General features: G+C 36.5%; 19 protein-coding genes. 15 read left to right on the forward strand and 4 right to left on the reverse strand.

The features are described 5' to 3' along the window. Window positions 1–381 precede the first annotated feature (381 nt). From GA0061074_RS02465 to GA0061074_RS02475, 3 genes are all read left to right on the forward strand, one after another. The gene (locus GA0061074_RS02465; protein ID WP_092461528.1) at window positions 382–564 is read left to right on the forward strand and encodes a hypothetical protein; all 183 of its coding nucleotides are present in this window, start codon (window positions 382–384) and stop codon (window positions 562–564) included. Beyond that, on the forward strand, window positions 557–1,654 hold the full coding sequence (locus GA0061074_RS02470) for an SLC13 family permease (protein ID WP_092461529.1): 1,098 nt from the start codon (window positions 557–559) through the stop codon (window positions 1,652–1,654). Before GA0061074_RS02465 ends, GA0061074_RS02470 begins: the two co-directional genes overlap by 8 nt. A gap of 174 nt (window positions 1,655–1,828) precedes the next feature. Further along, window positions 1,829–2,434 (forward strand): sugar O-acetyltransferase, encoded by a 606-nt coding sequence (locus GA0061074_RS02475; RefSeq protein WP_092461530.1) that lies wholly within the window; start codon window positions 1,829–1,831, stop codon window positions 2,432–2,434. 65 nt (window positions 2,435–2,499) lie between these two features. On the opposite strand, the gene GA0061074_RS02480 is transcribed toward GA0061074_RS02475, so the two are convergent. From GA0061074_RS02480 to GA0061074_RS02490, 3 genes are all read right to left on the reverse strand, one after another. Beyond that, window positions 2,500–3,096 (reverse strand): sugar O-acetyltransferase, encoded by a 597-nt coding sequence (locus GA0061074_RS02480; RefSeq protein WP_092461531.1) that lies wholly within the window; start codon window positions 3,094–3,096, stop codon window positions 2,500–2,502. A gap of 41 nt (window positions 3,097–3,137) precedes the next feature. Beyond that, complete coding sequence (locus GA0061074_RS02485) at window positions 3,138–3,641, reverse strand: YbhB/YbcL family Raf kinase inhibitor-like protein (protein WP_092461532.1); 504 nt, start codon at window positions 3,639–3,641, stop codon at window positions 3,138–3,140. A 72-nt stretch (window positions 3,642–3,713) separates the two neighbouring features. Then, window positions 3,714–4,475 (reverse strand): GntR family transcriptional regulator, encoded by a 762-nt coding sequence (locus tag GA0061074_RS02490; RefSeq protein WP_092461533.1) that lies wholly within the window; start codon window positions 4,473–4,475, stop codon window positions 3,714–3,716. 280 nt (window positions 4,476–4,755) lie between these two features. On the opposite strand from GA0061074_RS02490, the gene GA0061074_RS02495 reads away from it, so the two are divergent. The 7 genes from GA0061074_RS02495 (at window position 4,756) to GA0061074_RS02525 (ending at window position 12,309) form a co-directional block, all read left to right on the forward strand. Then, a complete protein-coding gene (locus GA0061074_RS02495; protein WP_092461534.1) occupies window positions 4,756–5,733 on the forward strand; it encodes an SIS domain-containing protein in 978 nt (325 codons plus the stop codon). Window positions 5,734–5,747: 14 nt separating this feature from the next. Then, window positions 5,748–6,563 (forward strand): PfkB family carbohydrate kinase, encoded by an 816-nt coding sequence (locus tag GA0061074_RS02500; protein ID WP_092461535.1) that lies wholly within the window; start codon window positions 5,748–5,750, stop codon window positions 6,561–6,563. Between the two features lie 149 nt (window positions 6,564–6,712). After that, window positions 6,713–8,353 (forward strand): peptide ABC transporter substrate-binding protein, encoded by a 1,641-nt coding sequence (locus GA0061074_RS02505; RefSeq protein WP_159426644.1) that lies wholly within the window; start codon window positions 6,713–6,715, stop codon window positions 8,351–8,353. Window positions 8,354–8,484: 131 nt separating this feature from the next. Next, window positions 8,485–9,414 (forward strand): ABC transporter permease, encoded by a 930-nt coding sequence (locus GA0061074_RS02510; RefSeq protein ID WP_092461537.1) that lies wholly within the window; start codon window positions 8,485–8,487, stop codon window positions 9,412–9,414. Between the two features lie 5 nt (window positions 9,415–9,419). Next, window positions 9,420–10,343, forward strand: a complete 924-nt coding sequence (locus GA0061074_RS02515) for an ABC transporter permease (protein ID WP_092461538.1) — start codon at window positions 9,420–9,422, stop codon at window positions 10,341–10,343. A 12-nt stretch (window positions 10,344–10,355) separates the two neighbouring features. After that, complete coding sequence (locus tag GA0061074_RS02520; protein ID WP_092461539.1) at window positions 10,356–11,426, forward strand: ABC transporter ATP-binding protein; 1,071 nt, start codon at window positions 10,356–10,358, stop codon at window positions 11,424–11,426. Next, entirely contained in the window at window positions 11,419–12,309 is an 891-nt protein-coding gene (locus tag GA0061074_RS02525) for an ATP-binding cassette domain-containing protein (RefSeq protein WP_092461541.1), read from the forward strand. The genes GA0061074_RS02520 and GA0061074_RS02525 overlap by 8 nt, the downstream gene beginning before the upstream one ends. 60 nt (window positions 12,310–12,369) lie before the next feature. Here GA0061074_RS02525 and GA0061074_RS02530 read toward each other — a convergent pair whose 3' ends face one another. Next, window positions 12,370–13,296 carry a ketopantoate reductase family protein gene (locus tag GA0061074_RS02530; protein ID WP_092461543.1) on the reverse strand — a complete coding sequence of 309 codons (927 nt, stop codon included), beginning with the start codon at window positions 13,294–13,296 and terminating at the stop codon, window positions 12,370–12,372. A 332-nt stretch (window positions 13,297–13,628) separates the two neighbouring features. Here GA0061074_RS02530 and GA0061074_RS02535 point away from each other — a divergent pair, with 332 nt between their 5' ends. From GA0061074_RS02535 to GA0061074_RS02555, 5 genes are all read left to right on the forward strand, one after another. After that, window positions 13,629–14,060, forward strand: a complete 432-nt coding sequence (locus GA0061074_RS02535) for a LytTR family DNA-binding domain-containing protein (protein WP_092461545.1) — start codon at window positions 13,629–13,631, stop codon at window positions 14,058–14,060. Next, window positions 14,057–14,512 (forward strand): DUF3021 domain-containing protein, encoded by a 456-nt coding sequence (locus tag GA0061074_RS02540; RefSeq protein WP_092461547.1) that lies wholly within the window; start codon window positions 14,057–14,059, stop codon window positions 14,510–14,512. The genes GA0061074_RS02535 and GA0061074_RS02540 overlap by 4 nt, the downstream gene beginning before the upstream one ends. Window positions 14,513–14,903: 391 nt before the next feature. Then, window positions 14,904–16,037, forward strand: coding sequence for a 5-methyltetrahydropteroyltriglutamate--homocysteine S-methyltransferase (locus GA0061074_RS02545; protein WP_092461549.1), 1,134 nt, complete (start codon window positions 14,904–14,906; stop codon window positions 16,035–16,037). Between the two features lie 215 nt (window positions 16,038–16,252). Then, window positions 16,253–17,608, forward strand: coding sequence for a dihydrolipoyl dehydrogenase family protein (locus GA0061074_RS02550; protein ID WP_092461551.1), 1,356 nt, complete (start codon window positions 16,253–16,255; stop codon window positions 17,606–17,608). A gap of 185 nt (window positions 17,609–17,793) precedes the next feature. Further along, window positions 17,794–18,234: a MarR family winged helix-turn-helix transcriptional regulator gene (locus tag GA0061074_RS02555; protein WP_092461553.1), complete on the forward strand. Its 441-nt coding sequence runs from the start codon at window positions 17,794–17,796 to the stop codon at window positions 18,232–18,234. Window positions 18,235–18,245 lie beyond the last annotated feature (11 nt).

Consider the following 18,245-nt stretch of genomic DNA (forward strand, 5'->3'; position numbering starts at 1 on the left):
AAAATTTACACAAAATTTACCTACTTAAAACATATATATTTAATATTTTTCAATGAAAATAAATGTGAAAGCGCTTCTGTAAAGATAGAATTACTAGGTGATATAGTATCAATAAGGCATAAATAAAACATAAAATTTATTGTAAAGATTATTACAAGTAATTTATTAACAAAATTAATGTTTTGTGTTACAAAGGTTCGCTATATGTCGAACCTTTGACATTGTTACTGTAAAAGTATTTGATTTTTAAAAAATAGTGACTAAACATTAATAATTTAAAGGCGTTATGTTACGAGAAAATTGTTGCGTATTGATTCAGATTTCTTGATAATATAATTGTGTCTTTATTATTTTTTGAGAATCAGATTAAGGAGATCAACCATGATTTTTAAAAATCGTCATGATGTAACAATTACAACGGCAAAGTTGGCCGTGTTGTTAGTACCAGTGATGACATTATCAGCTGGGATAACATCGTTAATGGCTGCTAAGTCATATGAAATAATTAGACTAGCAAATGCCAATGGTAAGGCAATCGAGGAAGAGAAGAAACTGCATGATTAATCGTATCTTTACGTACCTAAAAAGCGACGTGATGTTTACTGTTAGTATGTTATTAGCAGTCATAACGTCCTTTTTTGTGGTACCAGACTTTGGTGCTGTTAATTGGCACACCATTTTTAGTTTAATGACAATGATGATTTGGGTAAGCTTACTAGAGAATGCAGGTGTGTTACACGCTGTGTCGGTCTGGTTAGTTAGCAGAAGTCATCATGCGCGAGCGTTAATGACCAGTGTGACATTGTTGTCATTCTTTGGTGCGATGTTATTGTCAAATGATATTGCTATCTTAACGTTAATGCCAATTTATTTGCGTTTAGCATCTGATTTATCAAATCAATTAAAAATTATTGGCTCGACTTTGATTGTTATGGCGGCCAATTCAGGGGCAATCTTGTTCCCGTTTGGTAAGTCACAAAACTTGTTCTTGTTTGGACACTATGGTGTTAGCGTAGGTGAGTTCTTTAAGTGGTCAGGAGCATTGACAGTAGCGTCGTTGATTCTGATGTTTATTATTACAAGATTCATTAAAGCAACACCGCTATCAATTAATTTAAAACCTGCAGAACATATTGAAAATCGATCACTAGTTTTCTTGATTATCACAGGTATTATTTTAATTGTTACAATTTTTGGTTGGTTACCATTTAATGTAATTGTGCCAATTATGTTGATTGTGTTCTTTATTTATAATCATAAGATATTTAAAATGGTCGATTATGGCTTGTTAACAACATTCTTTTTCTTTTTTGTTGCTACTAATAATTTAGCAAACATACATATTGTGCAGAGTTTGATTAGTACTTTATTTGATACACCATCACACGTGTTATTCGGTAGTTTCTTGTTGAGTCAAATTATTTCTAACGTACCAGCAACGATTTTGATTTCAACATTTACGGATCATGCACACGAATTGTTCTTAGGAACTAACATTGGTGGGTTAGGAACGATGATTGCTTCAATGGCTAATTTAATTGGGTTTAGAGTTTATCGTCAAATTGAACCAGATTCATCATCATCATTTTTGAGACTATTTATGGTTTTGAATTTTGTGATGGCTGCAGTATTGTTAGTTTTGTTTGGTCTCTAATTAATAAAAAAATTAATCGGTTGGGTGCCACTTGGTTTACCAGCTGTAAATAGAAGCAAGTTACTGATAGATAAGTTGGTAACTTGCTTTTTTTAGATATAACTATCTAATTTTGAATAAAACAATTATAATAAAGAGGAGATTTTTGGTTTTTATGGTGAGTCGGAGAGAAAAATGCATAAAAAACTAGACGAACCAGATATTGAAGCTTTGGCAAAAAAGGACATATTTGAAAAAGTAGCTGCCGGGGATTGGTACCAATATGGTAAGGAACCACAACTACAGGCAATTGTTAAAGCAAGTACTCAGGCTTTCCAACGCATTGATCAAATTGCTGTGAATGATTTTGATGAAGCGTTACGCCAAGTACATGAGTTAGCCCCAAATGTGGCCGATGATGTTGAGTTTTATTTTCCAATAACGAATATTGAATATCCTGAAAATTTGTATATTGGTGAGGGAACATTTATTAACGTGAACTTTACTATCTTAAGTGCTGGTAAAGTGACGATTGGTAAAAATTGTTTCTTAGGACCTAATACACAGTTATATACACCTAACCATCATCCGCGAAACAAAGAGTTACGCCGTGAAGGTTGGCAGTATGATTTACCAATTACCATTGGGGATGATTGCTGGTTTGGTGGGTCTGTTATTGTCTTACCAGGTGTAACGATTGGGGACAATGTAGTTGTTGGAGCTGGTAGCGTTGTGACGCATGATGTACCTAGCAACACGGTTGTTGCAGGTAATCCTGCTAGGCCGATTCGACATGAATAATAAAAAAGAGGTAATCTATCCCGTTTTCACAGGGTGGATTACCTTTTTTTATAGTGTTTTTTTACTTAAACAAAATCTTGGCCGACAAAACCAGTTTTGTCATCTTCAGTAATTTTGCGTAATACGTGACAAGGGTTACCAACAGCAACAACATTACTTGGAATATCGTGTGTGACAACACTGCCGGCACCGATGACAACGTCATCACCGATAGTTACGCCAGGTAATACGGTTACGTTTGCAGCTAACCAGCAACGATTTCCAATGGTAATTGGCTTTGCAATGCAACCACCAATTTCACGTTCGCGCGCATCAAAAGAGTGATTACTGGTATACAAGCCAACCTTAGGGCCGAATAAAACACGGTCACCAATAGTCACTTTGGCACCATCTAGGATTACAGAATCATAGTTGGCGTAGAAGTGATCACCCACGTGGATATTGCGACCAAATTCACAACGGAAATTTGGGTTTAAGTCGGGGTGAACACCAACGCTACCAAATAAATTTCGAATTAATTGTTCTTTTTTATCTGAATCCGTTTCGCTGTTAATTTCGGTTGTTAATTTAGTTGATCGGTCACGAGCTGATACTAAGATTGGATCTAGGTCATTATATGTTTGACCGGTCGCCATGTAGGCAAATTTTTCATCTAAATTCATTAATGTCCCCCCCTTTTGGATTAAATGTTTCACATGAAACATTAGTTACTACGTGCCGGTAGTTCAACTGATGCTGATGCCAGAACATGTCCTTTTACGGCACGACGGAAGTCATTTAAAAAGTAACCGTCATCTAGGTCTAGTTGAGTATCTACTGCGAGTACTTTAAGTGTGTAATCATGTGTTTTATCAGGTGGTGTTGGACCAACATAATTTTGCGTTAGTGCCGGATTGTCTTGACGATATTGGGCATACTTTGAATTAGTGCCGTGTGTATATGAAACATCACTGTGTACTAAATCTTCAGGTATATCAGCTACAGGTAGGTTAGCTGCTAACCAGTGAATCCATACAAATCCCGCTACTGGGACTGAGTCGTAATCAACAAAGACAACGGCTAGTGACTGTGTTCCGTCAGGTACTTCGTCAACCGTAATTGGAAAGTTTGTAACTGGCGTATCGTTTAGTCGGTTTTCTGCTGGGGCAAATTTAGCATATTTGTCCGGTAAGAAGTTGTTGTCATCTAGTGATACATTAATTTTCATAAAAATAGCCTCCATTCTTTAGTCATCAAGTTTAATCTATCATGAAGATAAACGGCATGCAATTTATCTTCATTAGTTACTTGATTCATTAAATTTAAATTGTCCTTGTACTGAATCGCTAATAAGGTAAGTCATTTTGTCACCACGAACGATCATTTCTGAAATTTCTATGGGGATGTCACTTTGATTGGCAGCTACTTTATTAACAACAAAAACAGGAGTGGTTGCTTCTATATGAAGTAATTGTTGTTGTTCATCATTGGGAAGGCTAACGTTTAATTCTTTTTGCGAGTGTTCTACTAAGGTGTTATAACGCGTTGCCAATGTTTTATAAAGGGACATTTTTTCTGAGACTTCTGTTAATAGATTTGGAAAAAATTTAGCAGGTAACCAAGCTTGGTCGATCATTAACGGTTCTTCATTTAATGTGAGTACGCGTTTAATGAATAATAAATCTTCATTATGGTTAATACCTAATTTTTCGGCGATGTTTTTATCGCGCACAATTTCACGCTTTAAGATGATGCTTTTGTGGGTACTGCCTTGGGCTGAAGCAAAATCACTAAAGCTAGCAGGACCCACCATTTTACTACGCACTTTAGCATCGGGATTAGCGAAAGAACCTTTACCTTGTATTTTAATAACCCAACCCTCTTCAGTTAGTAAGTCTAAGGCTTTTCGGATTGTAATACGACTCACGTTATAAATTTGGCATAGTTCATTTTCGCTAGGCAATTTTTCAGACTGTGAAAGAGTGCCGTTAATAATGGTTTGTTTTATTTCGCTATAAATTTTTTGATATAGCGGCTTCATAACACCGATTGTTTCGCTCATAGAAGTGCTCCTGTTGTGTTGACATGATGGGTAAAAGAATTTTCAAATGTATTATACATCCGCCTTCTTGTTATAACAAGTGGACGGATGTTTGTCTATTACGAATTAATTAATCATTAATCCTAATGTTCGCGTTTTAATCGTCTTGTTTCACGTTAAATTAGAAAATGAATAGAAAAATGAGTTTAATGTGTTGACTTAATGAGCGATAAACTTTATATTAGCATATAACATCATATAACAAGTGGTGAAATAATTATTCAAGTTCAAGGAGAATGTCATGAAGGATCAATTTAAACAAGAGATTAAGACAGTCATTGAAGCAACACAAGCCAAGGGAGATATCGACAGTATTTATTTGGTTGCCTGTGGTGGCTCACATGCATTTTTGCAACCAGCCGAATATGTATTAACTAAGGAAACAACAATTCCAGCAACCGTTTTGCCATCACGTGAATTTATTACACGCGAACCTAAGGCATTGGGTGAGCATAGTTTGGTAGTTAGTTGCTCACATTCTGGAACAACACCTGAAACAGTTGCCGCAACTAAGTATGCCCGCGAACAGGGCGCTTTGACAGTTGCCTTCGCCTTTGCAGATGAATCACCACTTGAAGAAGAAGCTGAATACACAATTCATTATGCATGGGGCCCAGAAACTGATGCCTCAGACTTAAACACAGGTGTTTTGTACGGTTGGTTGTTTGCTTACCTAAATGTTATTAACCCAAGCGAAAAGTATGACCGCGCTTTGAAGGCTTTGGATGTTTTGAATGATGTTACAACAAAGACACGTGAACAATACACACCAATTATTGCAAAGTGGGCTTCAGAGTTGAAGCGTGAGCCACTTGTATACTCAGTTGCTTCAGGAATTAATGCCGGTCAAGCATATTCATTTGCGATTTGCTGGTTACAAGAAATGCAATGGGTAAATAGTGCTTACATTCATTCTGGTGAATACTTCCACGGACCATTTGAAATTACAGACTTTGATGTACCATTCATCATGTGTGAAGGATTAGGCAAGGCACGTGCAATGGATGAACGTGCTGTAGACTTTGCTAAGAAGCACAGTGACAAAGTATATGTTATTGATAACAAGGACTTTGACATGTCATTAATTGACGAAGATTTGCAAGATTACTACTCACAAATCGTATCAGGTGTCGTTTATCGTTTGATTGCAGAGTCATTTGCTTACGAACGTGGTCACTCACTAGATGTTCGTCGTTACATGTGGAAGCTAGAGTACTAAAAGTGGTGGCGCCCATGAAATTAATTACGGTAGGAGATAACGTTGCCGATACGTACGTTGATAGTCACATTTTTTATCCAGGTGGTAATTGTGTGAATGTAGCAGTTGATGCTAAAAAGGCCGGTGCAGAAGCCGTTGGTTATATGGGGGTGTTTGGTAACGACAAACAAGCTGAACATATTCAAGAAGCTTTGCGTGATGAAAATGTTGATTTGATTAATTGTCGTCAAATATATGCACCCACTGCACAACCAAGCGTCTTTATAACGGCAGATGGTGATCGTCAATTTGCTGCTGGACCTAAAGGGTCGGCACAACATTTGGTTAAATTACGATTAACACCGGAAGATGTGCAAAATATTTCAGAATATGATGTTTTGCATACTGGAATTGACGCTAACATCGACCAGGAACTTGTGACTTTAAAGTCATCAGTGAAAATTGGTTATGATTTTTCGGATGTTAAAGATGAAGAATATTTAGCTGAAGTATTGCCAAACGTTAATTATGCGTTTTTCTCAGGGTCAGAAATGACAGATGAAATGGCAGAAGAGTTTGCTAAATCATGTTTAGCCCAAGGACCGGATATTGTGGTCGTAACACGTGGCGGACAACCAGCATTGGTAATGAGCAAGGATGCTTATTGTTATCAAGAACCGCAGTTGGCTGACATTGTCGACACAATGGGTGCGGGTGATAGTTTTATTGCCGGATTTTTAGTTGCTTATACTGATACACATGATTTACAAGCAGCTGCCTTGGCGGCTAGTCAAAGTGCGGCTAATACTTGTGGTGTTAGTGGTGGTTTTGGTCACGGGCAAGCTTATTAATAATTAAATAAAGAAGTTCGAATCGTACAGCGAAGAGTTGTGCGTATCGAACTTAAGCATCAGGTCGTCAACTTATTGAGGGTCTGATGCTTAAGTTCCATAAGGGCAGTTCTATGCTGATGTCCGTTAGAAAGGGGGATGTGGTTAACATGACTTATAAGAAAAAAGTATTAATTACCGTGGGAACACTCGTTGTTGTTGCCGGAGCTGCAGGTCTAGTCGTTAACCACGCACGCAACATTACGCGTGGTAGTACAGAAAAATTCACAATGGTGCAAACGTCACCGATTGATTCTTTGGATCCAATATTAGGATATAACCCAAGTTCAGGAACGGTCGTTGGTAACACATATGAAGGTTTGTACTCGGTGGATGACAAAAATAAGGTGCATTTGGCGTTAGCATCTAAAGTAGAAACTTCTAAAGATGGTAAAACTAAGACTTTTACAATTAGAAAAAACGCTAAATGGAGTAATGGCGCACCAGTAACGGCTGATGATTTTGTCTTTGCTTGGCGCCGGTTGGCTAATCCTAAAAATGCATCCGGGTTTAACTTTCAACCAGGAGCAGCTGGGTTAAAAAACGCCGATGATATTGTTGCTGGTAAGAAACCTGTATCAAGTCTAGGTGTTTCGGCTGAGGGAAAGAAAAAACTTGTACTACATTTAGATCGTAAAGTACCTTATTTGAACAAGTTGCTATCATTTAATGCATTTGCACCTGTAAACGAGCAGTTTTATAAAAAAGAAGGTAAAAAGTTTGCCCAAAGTGACAAGAATTTGATTAGTGCTGGTCCTTATAAGGTAAAGGATTGGAAGCTAGGTGATAATGAAATCACTTTGGTTAAGAATAAGGGTTACTGGGATGCAAAGCATGTCCAAGCTAAGACCGTTAAAATGAATATCATCACTGATCCGGAAAAGGCAGCAATTGCATTTAAGGATGGTAGTGCTGATTACACACCAATTAGTGGCCAATTAGCAACGAAGTTCAGAGAAGATAAAGCCTTTAAAACTGAATTAGGTCCTTTCACACAATATTTGATGATTAATTTGAAGAAAAAGGGCTTGGACAATGCAGATTTGCGTAAAGCCATTAATAGTTCTATCGATAAAAAAGTTATTACTAATCATATTTTGAAGGATGGTTCTGAACCAGCTAAGTCGATGATTATGAAGGGCTTGTATAGAGATACAGCTAATAATGGTAAGGATTTTGCGGACGAGTCGGCAAAAGGTTATACGTATTCACCAACTAAGGCGAAAACTTATTGGCAAGCTGCAAAATCAGAAACCGACTTACGTGCATTTACCATTACGTATGACGATAGTGATCCATCATATGCTAACGTAGCTGCTTATATGAAATCACAAATTGAAAAGAACTTACCAGGTATGAAAGTCACGCTACAACAACTATCTAAGAAGACACGTGTCGATAAGATGGAATCAGGTGACTTTGAAACCGTATTAACACGTTGGGGTCCTGATTACGCTGATCCATCAGCAATCTTGAGTATGTATCAGTCTGACAATGTCAGCAATTACCCTAAGTTCAACAGCCCGGAATATGATCAATTACTAGCAGATGCGGCAACAAAGTATGCAAATGACACTGCTAAGCGTAATGATGCGTTGCAACAAGCTAATAATTTATTGATTGATAGTGCATCATCTGCACCATTGTATCAATCAGGTGCACCCGTTTTGCAACGACAAAATATTCATGGCTTAATTCAACATATTTCAGGTGTACCTTATACGTTTAAGTATGTCACTTTGAAGCGATAAATTTTATTGCTGGTATCACATGATTAAAGAAATATTGCGAATGGTAACTTGTTAAAAGGCGGCCGGATGCTAATAATAGGTCGCCTTTTTGTTATATAACGGATTACTTTTTGAGAAAAAGGGGTTATTGTATGAAAAAATACATCTTAAAGAGAATTTTGATTGCTATTGCCACACTTTTCTTGATTACATTTATTCTATTTTTGATGGAGAAAGCCATGCCGGGTTCACCATTTAATGATGAAAAAATGACTCATGAACAAGTGCAAGCATTGTATGCAAAATATGGCTTAGATAAACCTGTTCTAGTACAATTTTGGAACTATATTAAGAATATGATGATGGGTGATTTTGGTGTTTCATATTCTCTCCAGGTAAATACACCAGTTACACAAATCATTGCACAGCACTTCCCAGTGTCACTAACTATTGGACTACTCGCTACCGTTGTAGGTGCAATTTGTGGCTTTGTTATGGGAATTGTAGCTGCTTTGAAGCACAATACGATGATTGATAGTCTAATGACAGGAATTTCAGTTCTTGGTGTTAGTTTGCCAAACTTCGTTGTTGCTTTGATTCTATCAATTATCTTTTCATTCCAATTGTATTTGTTGCCAGCTGTCTATTCAGCGGACCGGCCGTTTATCTCTATTATCTTGCCAATAATTGCGTTGAGTACGTTTACGATGGCGAGTGCTGAGCGGTATGCACGATCAGAAATGATTGAAATCATGCATTCTGATTATATTCGTCTAGCTGATTCAAAAGGAATTTCACGTCGACAATTGGTATTAAAGCACGTCGTCAGAAATACATTGATTTCCGTCATTACGGTTTTGGCACCATTAATGATTGACCTAATCGCCGGTAGTATGGTGGTTGAAAAAGCGTTTGCGATTCCTGGTCTAGGAACCACATATATTTCAGCTATCCAAGCCAATGATTACAATGTTGTCTTGGGAATTACATTCTTCTATGCAATTTTGTTTATTGGTATTATGCTGTTTGTTGATATTTTGTACGGAATTATTGATCCGCGTGTCAGATTGGATAAGGGGTGATTGAGATGATAAAAAATATGCAATCAACTACCAATAATAACGACTTTTCTTTAGCTCACCGTGAGCAAAAGGTTGATCATTATTCTGGTGAATCACTATCATTTATCCAACTTGTTTTTAGGAATTTTGCTAGAAATAAAGTCGCATTAGTTAGTGTATTGGTCATTATTTTAATTGCGTTAACCGCATTTTTAGGACCACAATTAAGTCATTTTAATCCTAATACGCCAGATCCACAGAACTCTAATTTAACACCAGGTCAAAATGGGCATTGGTTTGGTACTGATAACTTAGGACGTGATATCTTTACACGTGTGGCAGCAGGGACGGGTATTTCCCTTGAGGTAGCATTTGTTGCGATGATTATCGATTTAATTATTGGAACAACATATGGATTAATATCAGGTTACTTTGGCGGCAAAGTTGATATTATTATGCAACGTGTTACTGAAGTGTTAAGCACGATTCCAATGATTATTATTGTGACATTGCTTGTTTTGGTTATGAAACCAGGACTAATGAGTATTATTACCGCCATGATGTTAGTCGGGTGGATTAATATGAGTCGTATTGTTCGAGCGCAAGTATTAAAAATTAAGAATGAAGAATATATTCTGGCAGCCAAAACGATGGGGATGCCAAATAGTAAGATTATTTTTTCAGAAGTTTTGCCAAATGCCATGGGTCAAATTGTAACAACGTTTATGTTTTCAATTCCAAATGCTATTTTCTTGGAAGCATTCTTAGCCTTTATTGGGCTTGGTGTGCCAGCACCATTGTCATCACTAGGAACGATGATTAATGATGGTTATACACAAGCGATTGTTTTCCCACACATGGTTATTTTCCCAGTACTGTTTTTAGCATTAATTATGTTGGGATTTAACATTATTGCTGATGCCATTAGAGATGCGATTGAAGAAAGTTGAGGTTGGTTATTTATGAAAGAGACAATTTTAAAAGTGAAAAACTTGGCTGTATCATATACGACTTACCGAGGCAAAGTTAGATCGGTTAGAGGGCTAAGTTTTAAATTAAAAAAGGGTGAAACCTTGGCATTGGTTGGTGAATCTGGTTGTGGTAAATCAGCCTCAGTTAAGCCAATTATGGGAGAACATGAAGCTAACCAAGTAATTGAAAGTGGTGAGATCACTTTTACTTATGATGGACCACAAGGTGAAGAAACCGTTGATTTGTTAAAAATTGACGATGAGAAAATGCAGCAGGAAATTAAAGGTAAGCAAATTGCCATGATTTTCCAAGACCCAATGACATCACTGGATCCAACGATGAAGATTGGTAAGCAGATTGCGGAGGCAATTAAGACATCAAGTAGTGATTTATCATCAGAAGAATTAACGGATAAGGTACGTGAGTTGATTGATATGGTTGGTATCGGTCATATCGATACGGTTATGAATCAATATCCGCATCAATTATCTGGTGGTATGCGTCAACGTATCGTTATTGCCATCGCCTTATCTAGTGATCCTAGCTTGTTAATTTGTGATGAGCCAACAACGGCTTTGGACGTTACAATTCAAGCACGTATTCTTAATTTGATTAAGAAGTTACAACGAGAGCGTGGGCTATCAGTTATTTTTATCACTCACAACTTGGGGGTGGTTGCCAACGTTGCTGATCGTGTTAACGTTATGTACGCTGGTAAAATTATTGAAACTGGTAGTAGCGAGGATATTTTCTTCGATCCAAGACATCCATATACTTGGGGCTTGCTGTCAGCGGTTCCTGATGTCCATGATAATGAAGAGAAATTGCCAACCATTAATGGAACGATTCCAGATTTAACGAAGGAAATCGTTGGGGATGCTTTTGCACCACGTAATCCATATGCGTTAGAAATTGATTTTAAAGAAGAGCCGCCAATGTTTTCTGTGAATGAGCATCATGAAGCAGCAACTTGGTTGTTAGATGAACGAGCACCTAAAATTGAGATGCCTGAATTACTACAACAACGCATTATGAGAATGCGAGGTGAAGTTTATGACTGATAATATTTTGGAAGTACATCACTTAAAACAATACTTTCCAGTATCTAGGCAAGAAGTTGTGAAAGCGATTGATGACGTTTCTTTTAATATCGAAAAAGGTGAAACGTTTGGCTTGGTAGGTGAATCAGGAAGTGGTAAAACAACGATTGGTCGAGCAATTATTCGTTTGCATGATCCAACTGAAGGAAAAGTTATTTTTCAAGGTGAAACCATTTCAGGTAAGTTGAACAAGAAGAATCAAGAGATGTTGCGTTCAGATATGCAAATGATTTTTCAAGATCCAATGTCATCATTAAACCCACGTAAAAAGATTAGCGATATTATCAAAGTTGGTTTAGATATTCATCGTCGCGATTTACGTGAACCTGAAAAAATGAAATTGGTGTATGAGGTGTTACGTACAGTTGGTTTGGATGAATCCTTTGCGGTACGTTATCCTAAAGAGTTGTCTGGTGGTCAACGACAACGTATTGGGATTGCACGTGCAGTTGTCATGAATCCACAATTAATTATTGCTGATGAGGCGATTTCAGCACTGGACGTTTCAGTTCAAGCACAGGTTGTTAATTTGTTAAAGCAAATTCAAAAAGATACAGGTAGTGCTTTATTGTTCATTGCGCACGACTTGGCAATGGTCCGCCATATTTCAGATCATATTGGTGTTATTCATCTAGGACATCTAATTGAATTGGGTACGACGGAACAAATCTTTGAGAATCCGTATCATTCATATACGAAGAGTTTGCTAGAATCGATTCCAGTAGCAAATCCGGTTACAGAAAGAGGTAAGCAACCAACAACTTATAGCGCAACTAAAGCTGATTATGAAAATCAATCAATGGTTGAAGTTGAAGCAGGTCACTGGGTGTTAACTGAAAAGTAAAAAGATTAAGCTTAAAGGCCGTCAATCGAGTTAGATTGACGGCCTTTATGATGTGCTAATTTATTTTAAAGTAACTTCTTCGCGAGCATGAATCAACTCAGTAATCAGTTCATTAGCGGGCGTTGGAATACCTAATTCTCTACCCATAACGGCGATTGCACCATTTAGATAATCTATTTCAGTACGACGCCCTGAGGCAATATCCTGGTGCATTGATGGATAATGGTCACCAGCTTGATCTGGTGCGAGCGCAGCATTAATGGTCGTTAAAGCGAGTTTCTCGGTTAGTGGAATGCCCTTGGCTTTTGCTACATCTTGGAATTCAAGAACTACCTTATCTTTTAAAGTAGCGACATATTCGCTCTTATTTAGGTCCATTACTTTACAATCTAGTAGGGTACAGAAAGAATTTAACACGCTGTTAAGACAAGCTTTTTTCCAAATTGATAGTAAAACGTTGTCACTTTCACGTGGATTTAACTGAGCTTCTGCTAATGTGTCATTAATCGCTGTTAATGTTTCATGTGAAACATTTTCAATTGATTGGAATTCAATGTAACCTGAACCGTTCAAGATAACGGAACCTGGACCTACTAGTTCACTAGTCCATAGAGTAGTACCTACTAGTAATGGTGACTTTGGTGCAAATTTTTGAATTGTTTCAAGGTTACCGATACCGTTAGATAGGCAAAGGATTGCCGTTTCCTTATCTAGTAAGTGAGAAATCTTTTGCAACATATCTTCAAGTTGCATTGCTTTGGTGAATAATAAAATCAAATCATAATGATCGTGAACATCCTTAGGGAAGGCAGCCGGAATTTGAACAAACTGTTGTTTACCGTTAGTTTCCACAGAAAGTCCTTTATCGTTAATTGCTGCAATATGTTCTGGCCATAAGTCTAGCAAAGTAACGTCATTGCCTGATTGTTGAAGCATGTAGCCAAAACGACTACCCATTGCACCACTACCTGCAATTGCTATTTTCATGATATCCTCCAATTTATTTGGTTGTTTCACCAATAAGTAATTTAGAAATAAAATATACAGAACTGCCTTTTTAATGATAATTATAACATCTGTTAGATAATGTTCTTTCAAAGCCGTTCAAATATACATTATGATAGTTAATTTAAATTAAAGTTGGAATTTTTTATTAAAAAATTATTTTTAATAATTAGCATAAGACAACCGTTTGTACTGTTAACAAAACCATTTATGACTAGATAATTACCATTCAATATTATTTAGAAATTTAATGGTAATAGATACTATATAATGATGACATTAACTTAATAAGTTAAGGGAAAGGGGGAAATAAATTGAAAATTAATTTTTTTATAGATGAGGAACAGCCAGAACATATTGATTTTCATGTAAGAAAAGTAACTGAGGAAATGAAAGATATAGCAGCAACACTTAAACAAAGCGATATACAAATTTGGGGTTATCGAGATAGAGAAGTGGTGCCTATAAAAATTGATGATGTAGTTAGAATAAAAACGGAATCAGGTGAGGTTTATATTCAAACAGATCGGGATATTTATAAGGCGAAAAAACGAATATATCAGTTTCTTGAATTGTTGCCGAAAAAATTTATTCAAATTTCTAGTGGCGAAATTATTAATTTTGAGTTTATTGATCATTTAGAATTAAGTGGTAACGGGACTATTAAGTTAATTTTATTGAATAAGAATGAAGCGTACGTATCACGCCGATTTGTAGCAAAAATTAAAAGGAGTCTGGGAATATGATTAAGCGAATAATAAAAAATATTTTCATTGGGATACCTATAGGAATTACATTTGGTTTGTTAGTTTCATTGTTTTATTCATACCAAGTAGGTGACGGATTTTATCAACCATCTCAACAGATGTTCATTACGCATTTTTCTAATCAGGTAAATGCATTAACTGTATCAATAGTACTGTGGGGGTTGCTTGGTTCACTTTTTTCAGTTACTGTATTAATTTTTAGTATAGATAGTTGGAGCTTGGCTCGACGAACATTGATACATTTTGGATTAACAGTTTTAGGATTTTTGATTATTGCATATTTAGCTGGTTGGTATTCATTAAGTTTGAGACAAATCTTTGGTGAAATTATGACATTCGTTATTATTTATGTTTCAACATGGTTATATAGTATGTTTCGCACAAAGAAAAATATCGATGCTATAAATCAGAAAATTAATAGTAGTAGATAAGCTGTTTATTTTTAATTTACTTATTGACAACTTTACCTATTCAGATTATCATTAATGGCAAGTTAATAAGTATTTGCTAAGAAAAGATGAGTAATCGATGAGAAACCTTTTGCAGAGAGTCATGGTAGGTGTGAAATGACAAGGAAGTCATGATGAAGATGGTCTTGGAATGCAAACAAACGGTGAGTTTAAGAATGAGCCGTTTGCGGTTCTGCCCGTTAACGCGGAAAGGTATAGCAAGTATTGTGTACCTGATGAGAATATTGTCTGTGAAGATGATGTTGTAAGTGGGTGGTACCGCGTGAAGTTGATATTGTTAATAACACGCCCCTAGAAAATGACGAGAGTTGTTTTCTGGGGGCGTTTTTTGTATAGAAAAGGAGTAATTGATATGGTTAGTCAAACAGCAACAAAGTTACATTATGATATTGTCGGAAGTTTTTTACGACCAGATAAATTAAAGCAAGCACGTGAAGATTTTACATTAGGTAAGATTGATCATAGTCAATTAACAGCAGTAGAAGATGAAACGATTCGCGATTTAGTCGCTAAAGAAATTGATGCTGGCTTAAAAATAGTTACTGACGGTGAATTTCGTCGGAGTTACTGGCATTTAGATACATTTTGGGGATTTGCTGGTATCAAGCACACACAACCGGAACATGGTTATTTCTTTCATGATGAAGAAACGCGTGCCGATTCAGCACAAGTTGTTGGGAAAATTTCATTTGATCCAGAACATCACGATTTAAAGGCTTTTAAATTCTTACGAGATTTAGTTGCCGATGAAGATGATGTAACAGCACGTCAAAGCATTCCAGCTCCTGCTCAGTTTTATGCAGAATTGGTACGTGGTGATGAAAATGTTGCCGCACTTAAAAAGGTTTATGATAATCAAGATGATTTGATTGCTGATATTGGACAAGCGTACCATGATTTAATTATTGCTTTGTACGATGAAGGTTGCCGTGATGTTAAAATTGATGATTGTACTTGGGGAATGGTTGTCGATCATGATTTTTGGCAAAACATGACCAATGGTGATTTTGATTTGAACGAGTTACAAGATATTTATTTGCAATTAAATAATGCCGCTTTGACGGATTTACCAGCTGATTTACGCATTAGCACCCATGTTTGTCGTGGTAATTATCATTCTACATGGGCTTCTAAGGGTGGATATGCACCGGTTGCTAGTCATTTATTGGCTGGAGAAAACGTCGATGCATTTTATCTAGAATTTGATGATGATCGTTCTGGTGACTTTGCACCATTGGCTGAAGTACCGGCTGGAAAGCAAGTTGTTCTAGGTTTGGTTACAAGTAAGCGACCAGAATTGGAAGCTAAACAAACGTTGATTGATCGCATTAAAGAAGCGACAGAATTTGTACCATTAGAAAACTTATCACTTAGCACGCAATGTGGTTTTGCTTCAACTGAAGAAGGAAACAAGCTAACAGAGCAACAAGAGTGGGATAAAATTCGTCTTGTCGTGGAGACTGCACAAGAGGTTTGGGGTGCTTAAGGCACTTATCTTAAAAAAAGAAATTAGAAAATATAATTATTAGTCAACCATTGGTGTAATAGCTTTTGTGGTTGGCTTTTTTTATTATGCGTGTTGCTTACTAATACAAAAAAATATACAAATTTGATTTAAGTGTTACAATTAGTCGTGTACGATTGATTATAACAATTTAGGAACTTAAGCATAGGTTCTAAGCTATTTTAGAGGAGGATTTTATGACTGATTTTGATTACGATGTTGTATTTATTGGTAGTGGACATGCAGCTTTTCATGGTGCGTTTAAATTGTTAAAAGCTGGTAAAAAAGTGGCTCTAATTGAAGAAAGTAAGCTTGGTGGTACTTGTCCTAATTACGGTTGTGATGCTAAATTACTTTTGGATGGTCCTTTTGAAGTAATTCAAGATAGTCAAAATTATCAAGGATTTGGACTTGATACAGCGCCTCAGTTAAATTGGGAAGATTTGATGGCCTATAAACACGAATGGATTGATCGTCTACCAATTATGATGAAAGAGCTTATTCCTAAGGTTGGTATTGATGTGTATGAGGGACATGGTAAGTTGCTTGATGCTCATCGAATTGACACCGGAGATAAGAAGATTACGGCTGACAATATTGTTTTAGCAACTGGTGCGCATGATTCTGTATTACCAGTGACTGGTAAAGAGTATATCCATGACAGCAAAGATTTCTTATCTATTCCACATTTACCAGAATCAATTGTTTTTATTGGTGCTGGATTGATTTCTCTTGAATTTGCATCGATGGTTATGAAAACTGGTGCCAAAATAGAGGTTATTGAATTTTCTGATCGTGCTTTAGCACAATATGATCAAAAATATGTTGATAAAGTGGTCGCAAGACTTGAAGCAGAAGGCGTTAATTTTCATTTTAACGAGGCTGTTAACGGCGTACAAAAGAATGATAATGGTTATGTTGTTACAACTGAGTCAGGTTTAGAGTTTGCCACTGGTTATGTCTTTGGAGCTACGGGTCGCCAAGCTAATACGCAAGGATTGGGCTTAGATGAGGTTGGCATTGCTTATACCAAGAATGGTATTTCTGTTGACGATCATTTACGGACAAGTTTGAAGAATGTTTATGTTAGTGGGGATGTTATTGATAAGCAAATTCCTAAGTTAACACCAACTGCAACTTTCGAATCGAATTATATTGCGAGTCAAATTTTGGGTGAAGATGATCAGCCAATTAATTATCCAGCCGTACCATATGTCGCTTATACATTGCCACGTATCGCACAAATTGGTGTAACACCAGAGCAAACACAAGCTGCATCCGATAAATATGAAGTTAAGGTTTTGCCATATGGGCAAGGCTTTGATACTAGACATGATACTGATGCTGAAATGACGGTTATTTTTGAAAAAGAAACTCAAAAGGTTGCGGGAGCTGTCATTTATGGTGGTCAGGCAGCTTCATTAATTAATATTTTGACGTTCGTTGTTGATAAAGGATTAACTAATGATGATTTGGAGCAAATGATTTTTGGGTTCCCAGATGTGACTTATTCGGCCTTGACGATGTTAAGCCCTAATGGTTTTATGGGTTAATTGATTTGTAGAATAAGTTTAAAAAGCAAGTTACCAATATAATGGCAGCTTGCTTTTTTAGTTTACTATGTGCTCAGAATAAATAATATTATCTGGGGTTGGTTATTCATAATGTGAATGATGTATGTTTCATGGTATATTTATTTAAATGTAAAGATTATTTTCATGAAAGGAGACGATTAATTATGGTAGCACACGAGATAGATTTAGCAAATCAACTATGTTTTTCAATCTATAATGCTAATCGTCTTTTTGCGAAGTTTTACCAACAGGCACTAGACGAATTTCAGTTAACTTATCCGCAATATTTAGTTATGTTAGCATTGTGGGAGAATGAACCGATTAATTTACGCGAACTTGGTCAAAAATTGCATTTAGCAAGTAATACATTAACGCCATTACTTAAACGATTAGAACAAAATGGTTGGTTAACACGGGTACGTCCAACAGAAGATAAGCGTCAGTTAGTTGTTAGTTTGACACCTAAGGGGCAACAATTAAAACCTTTAGTAGAAGAACGTTTAGCTGAATGTGTTAAAGACATGGGCGGATTTGATACTGATGAGTATCAAAAGATGCTAGATGATAACCAAAAATTAATTACGACTTTATTGAAGTTGGTATAAGATAAACTTTT

Origin of the sequence: Weissella bombi (genome assembly GCF_900094835.1) — a bacterium.
GTDB lineage: Bacteria > Bacillota > Bacilli > Lactobacillales > Lactobacillaceae > Weissella > Weissella bombi.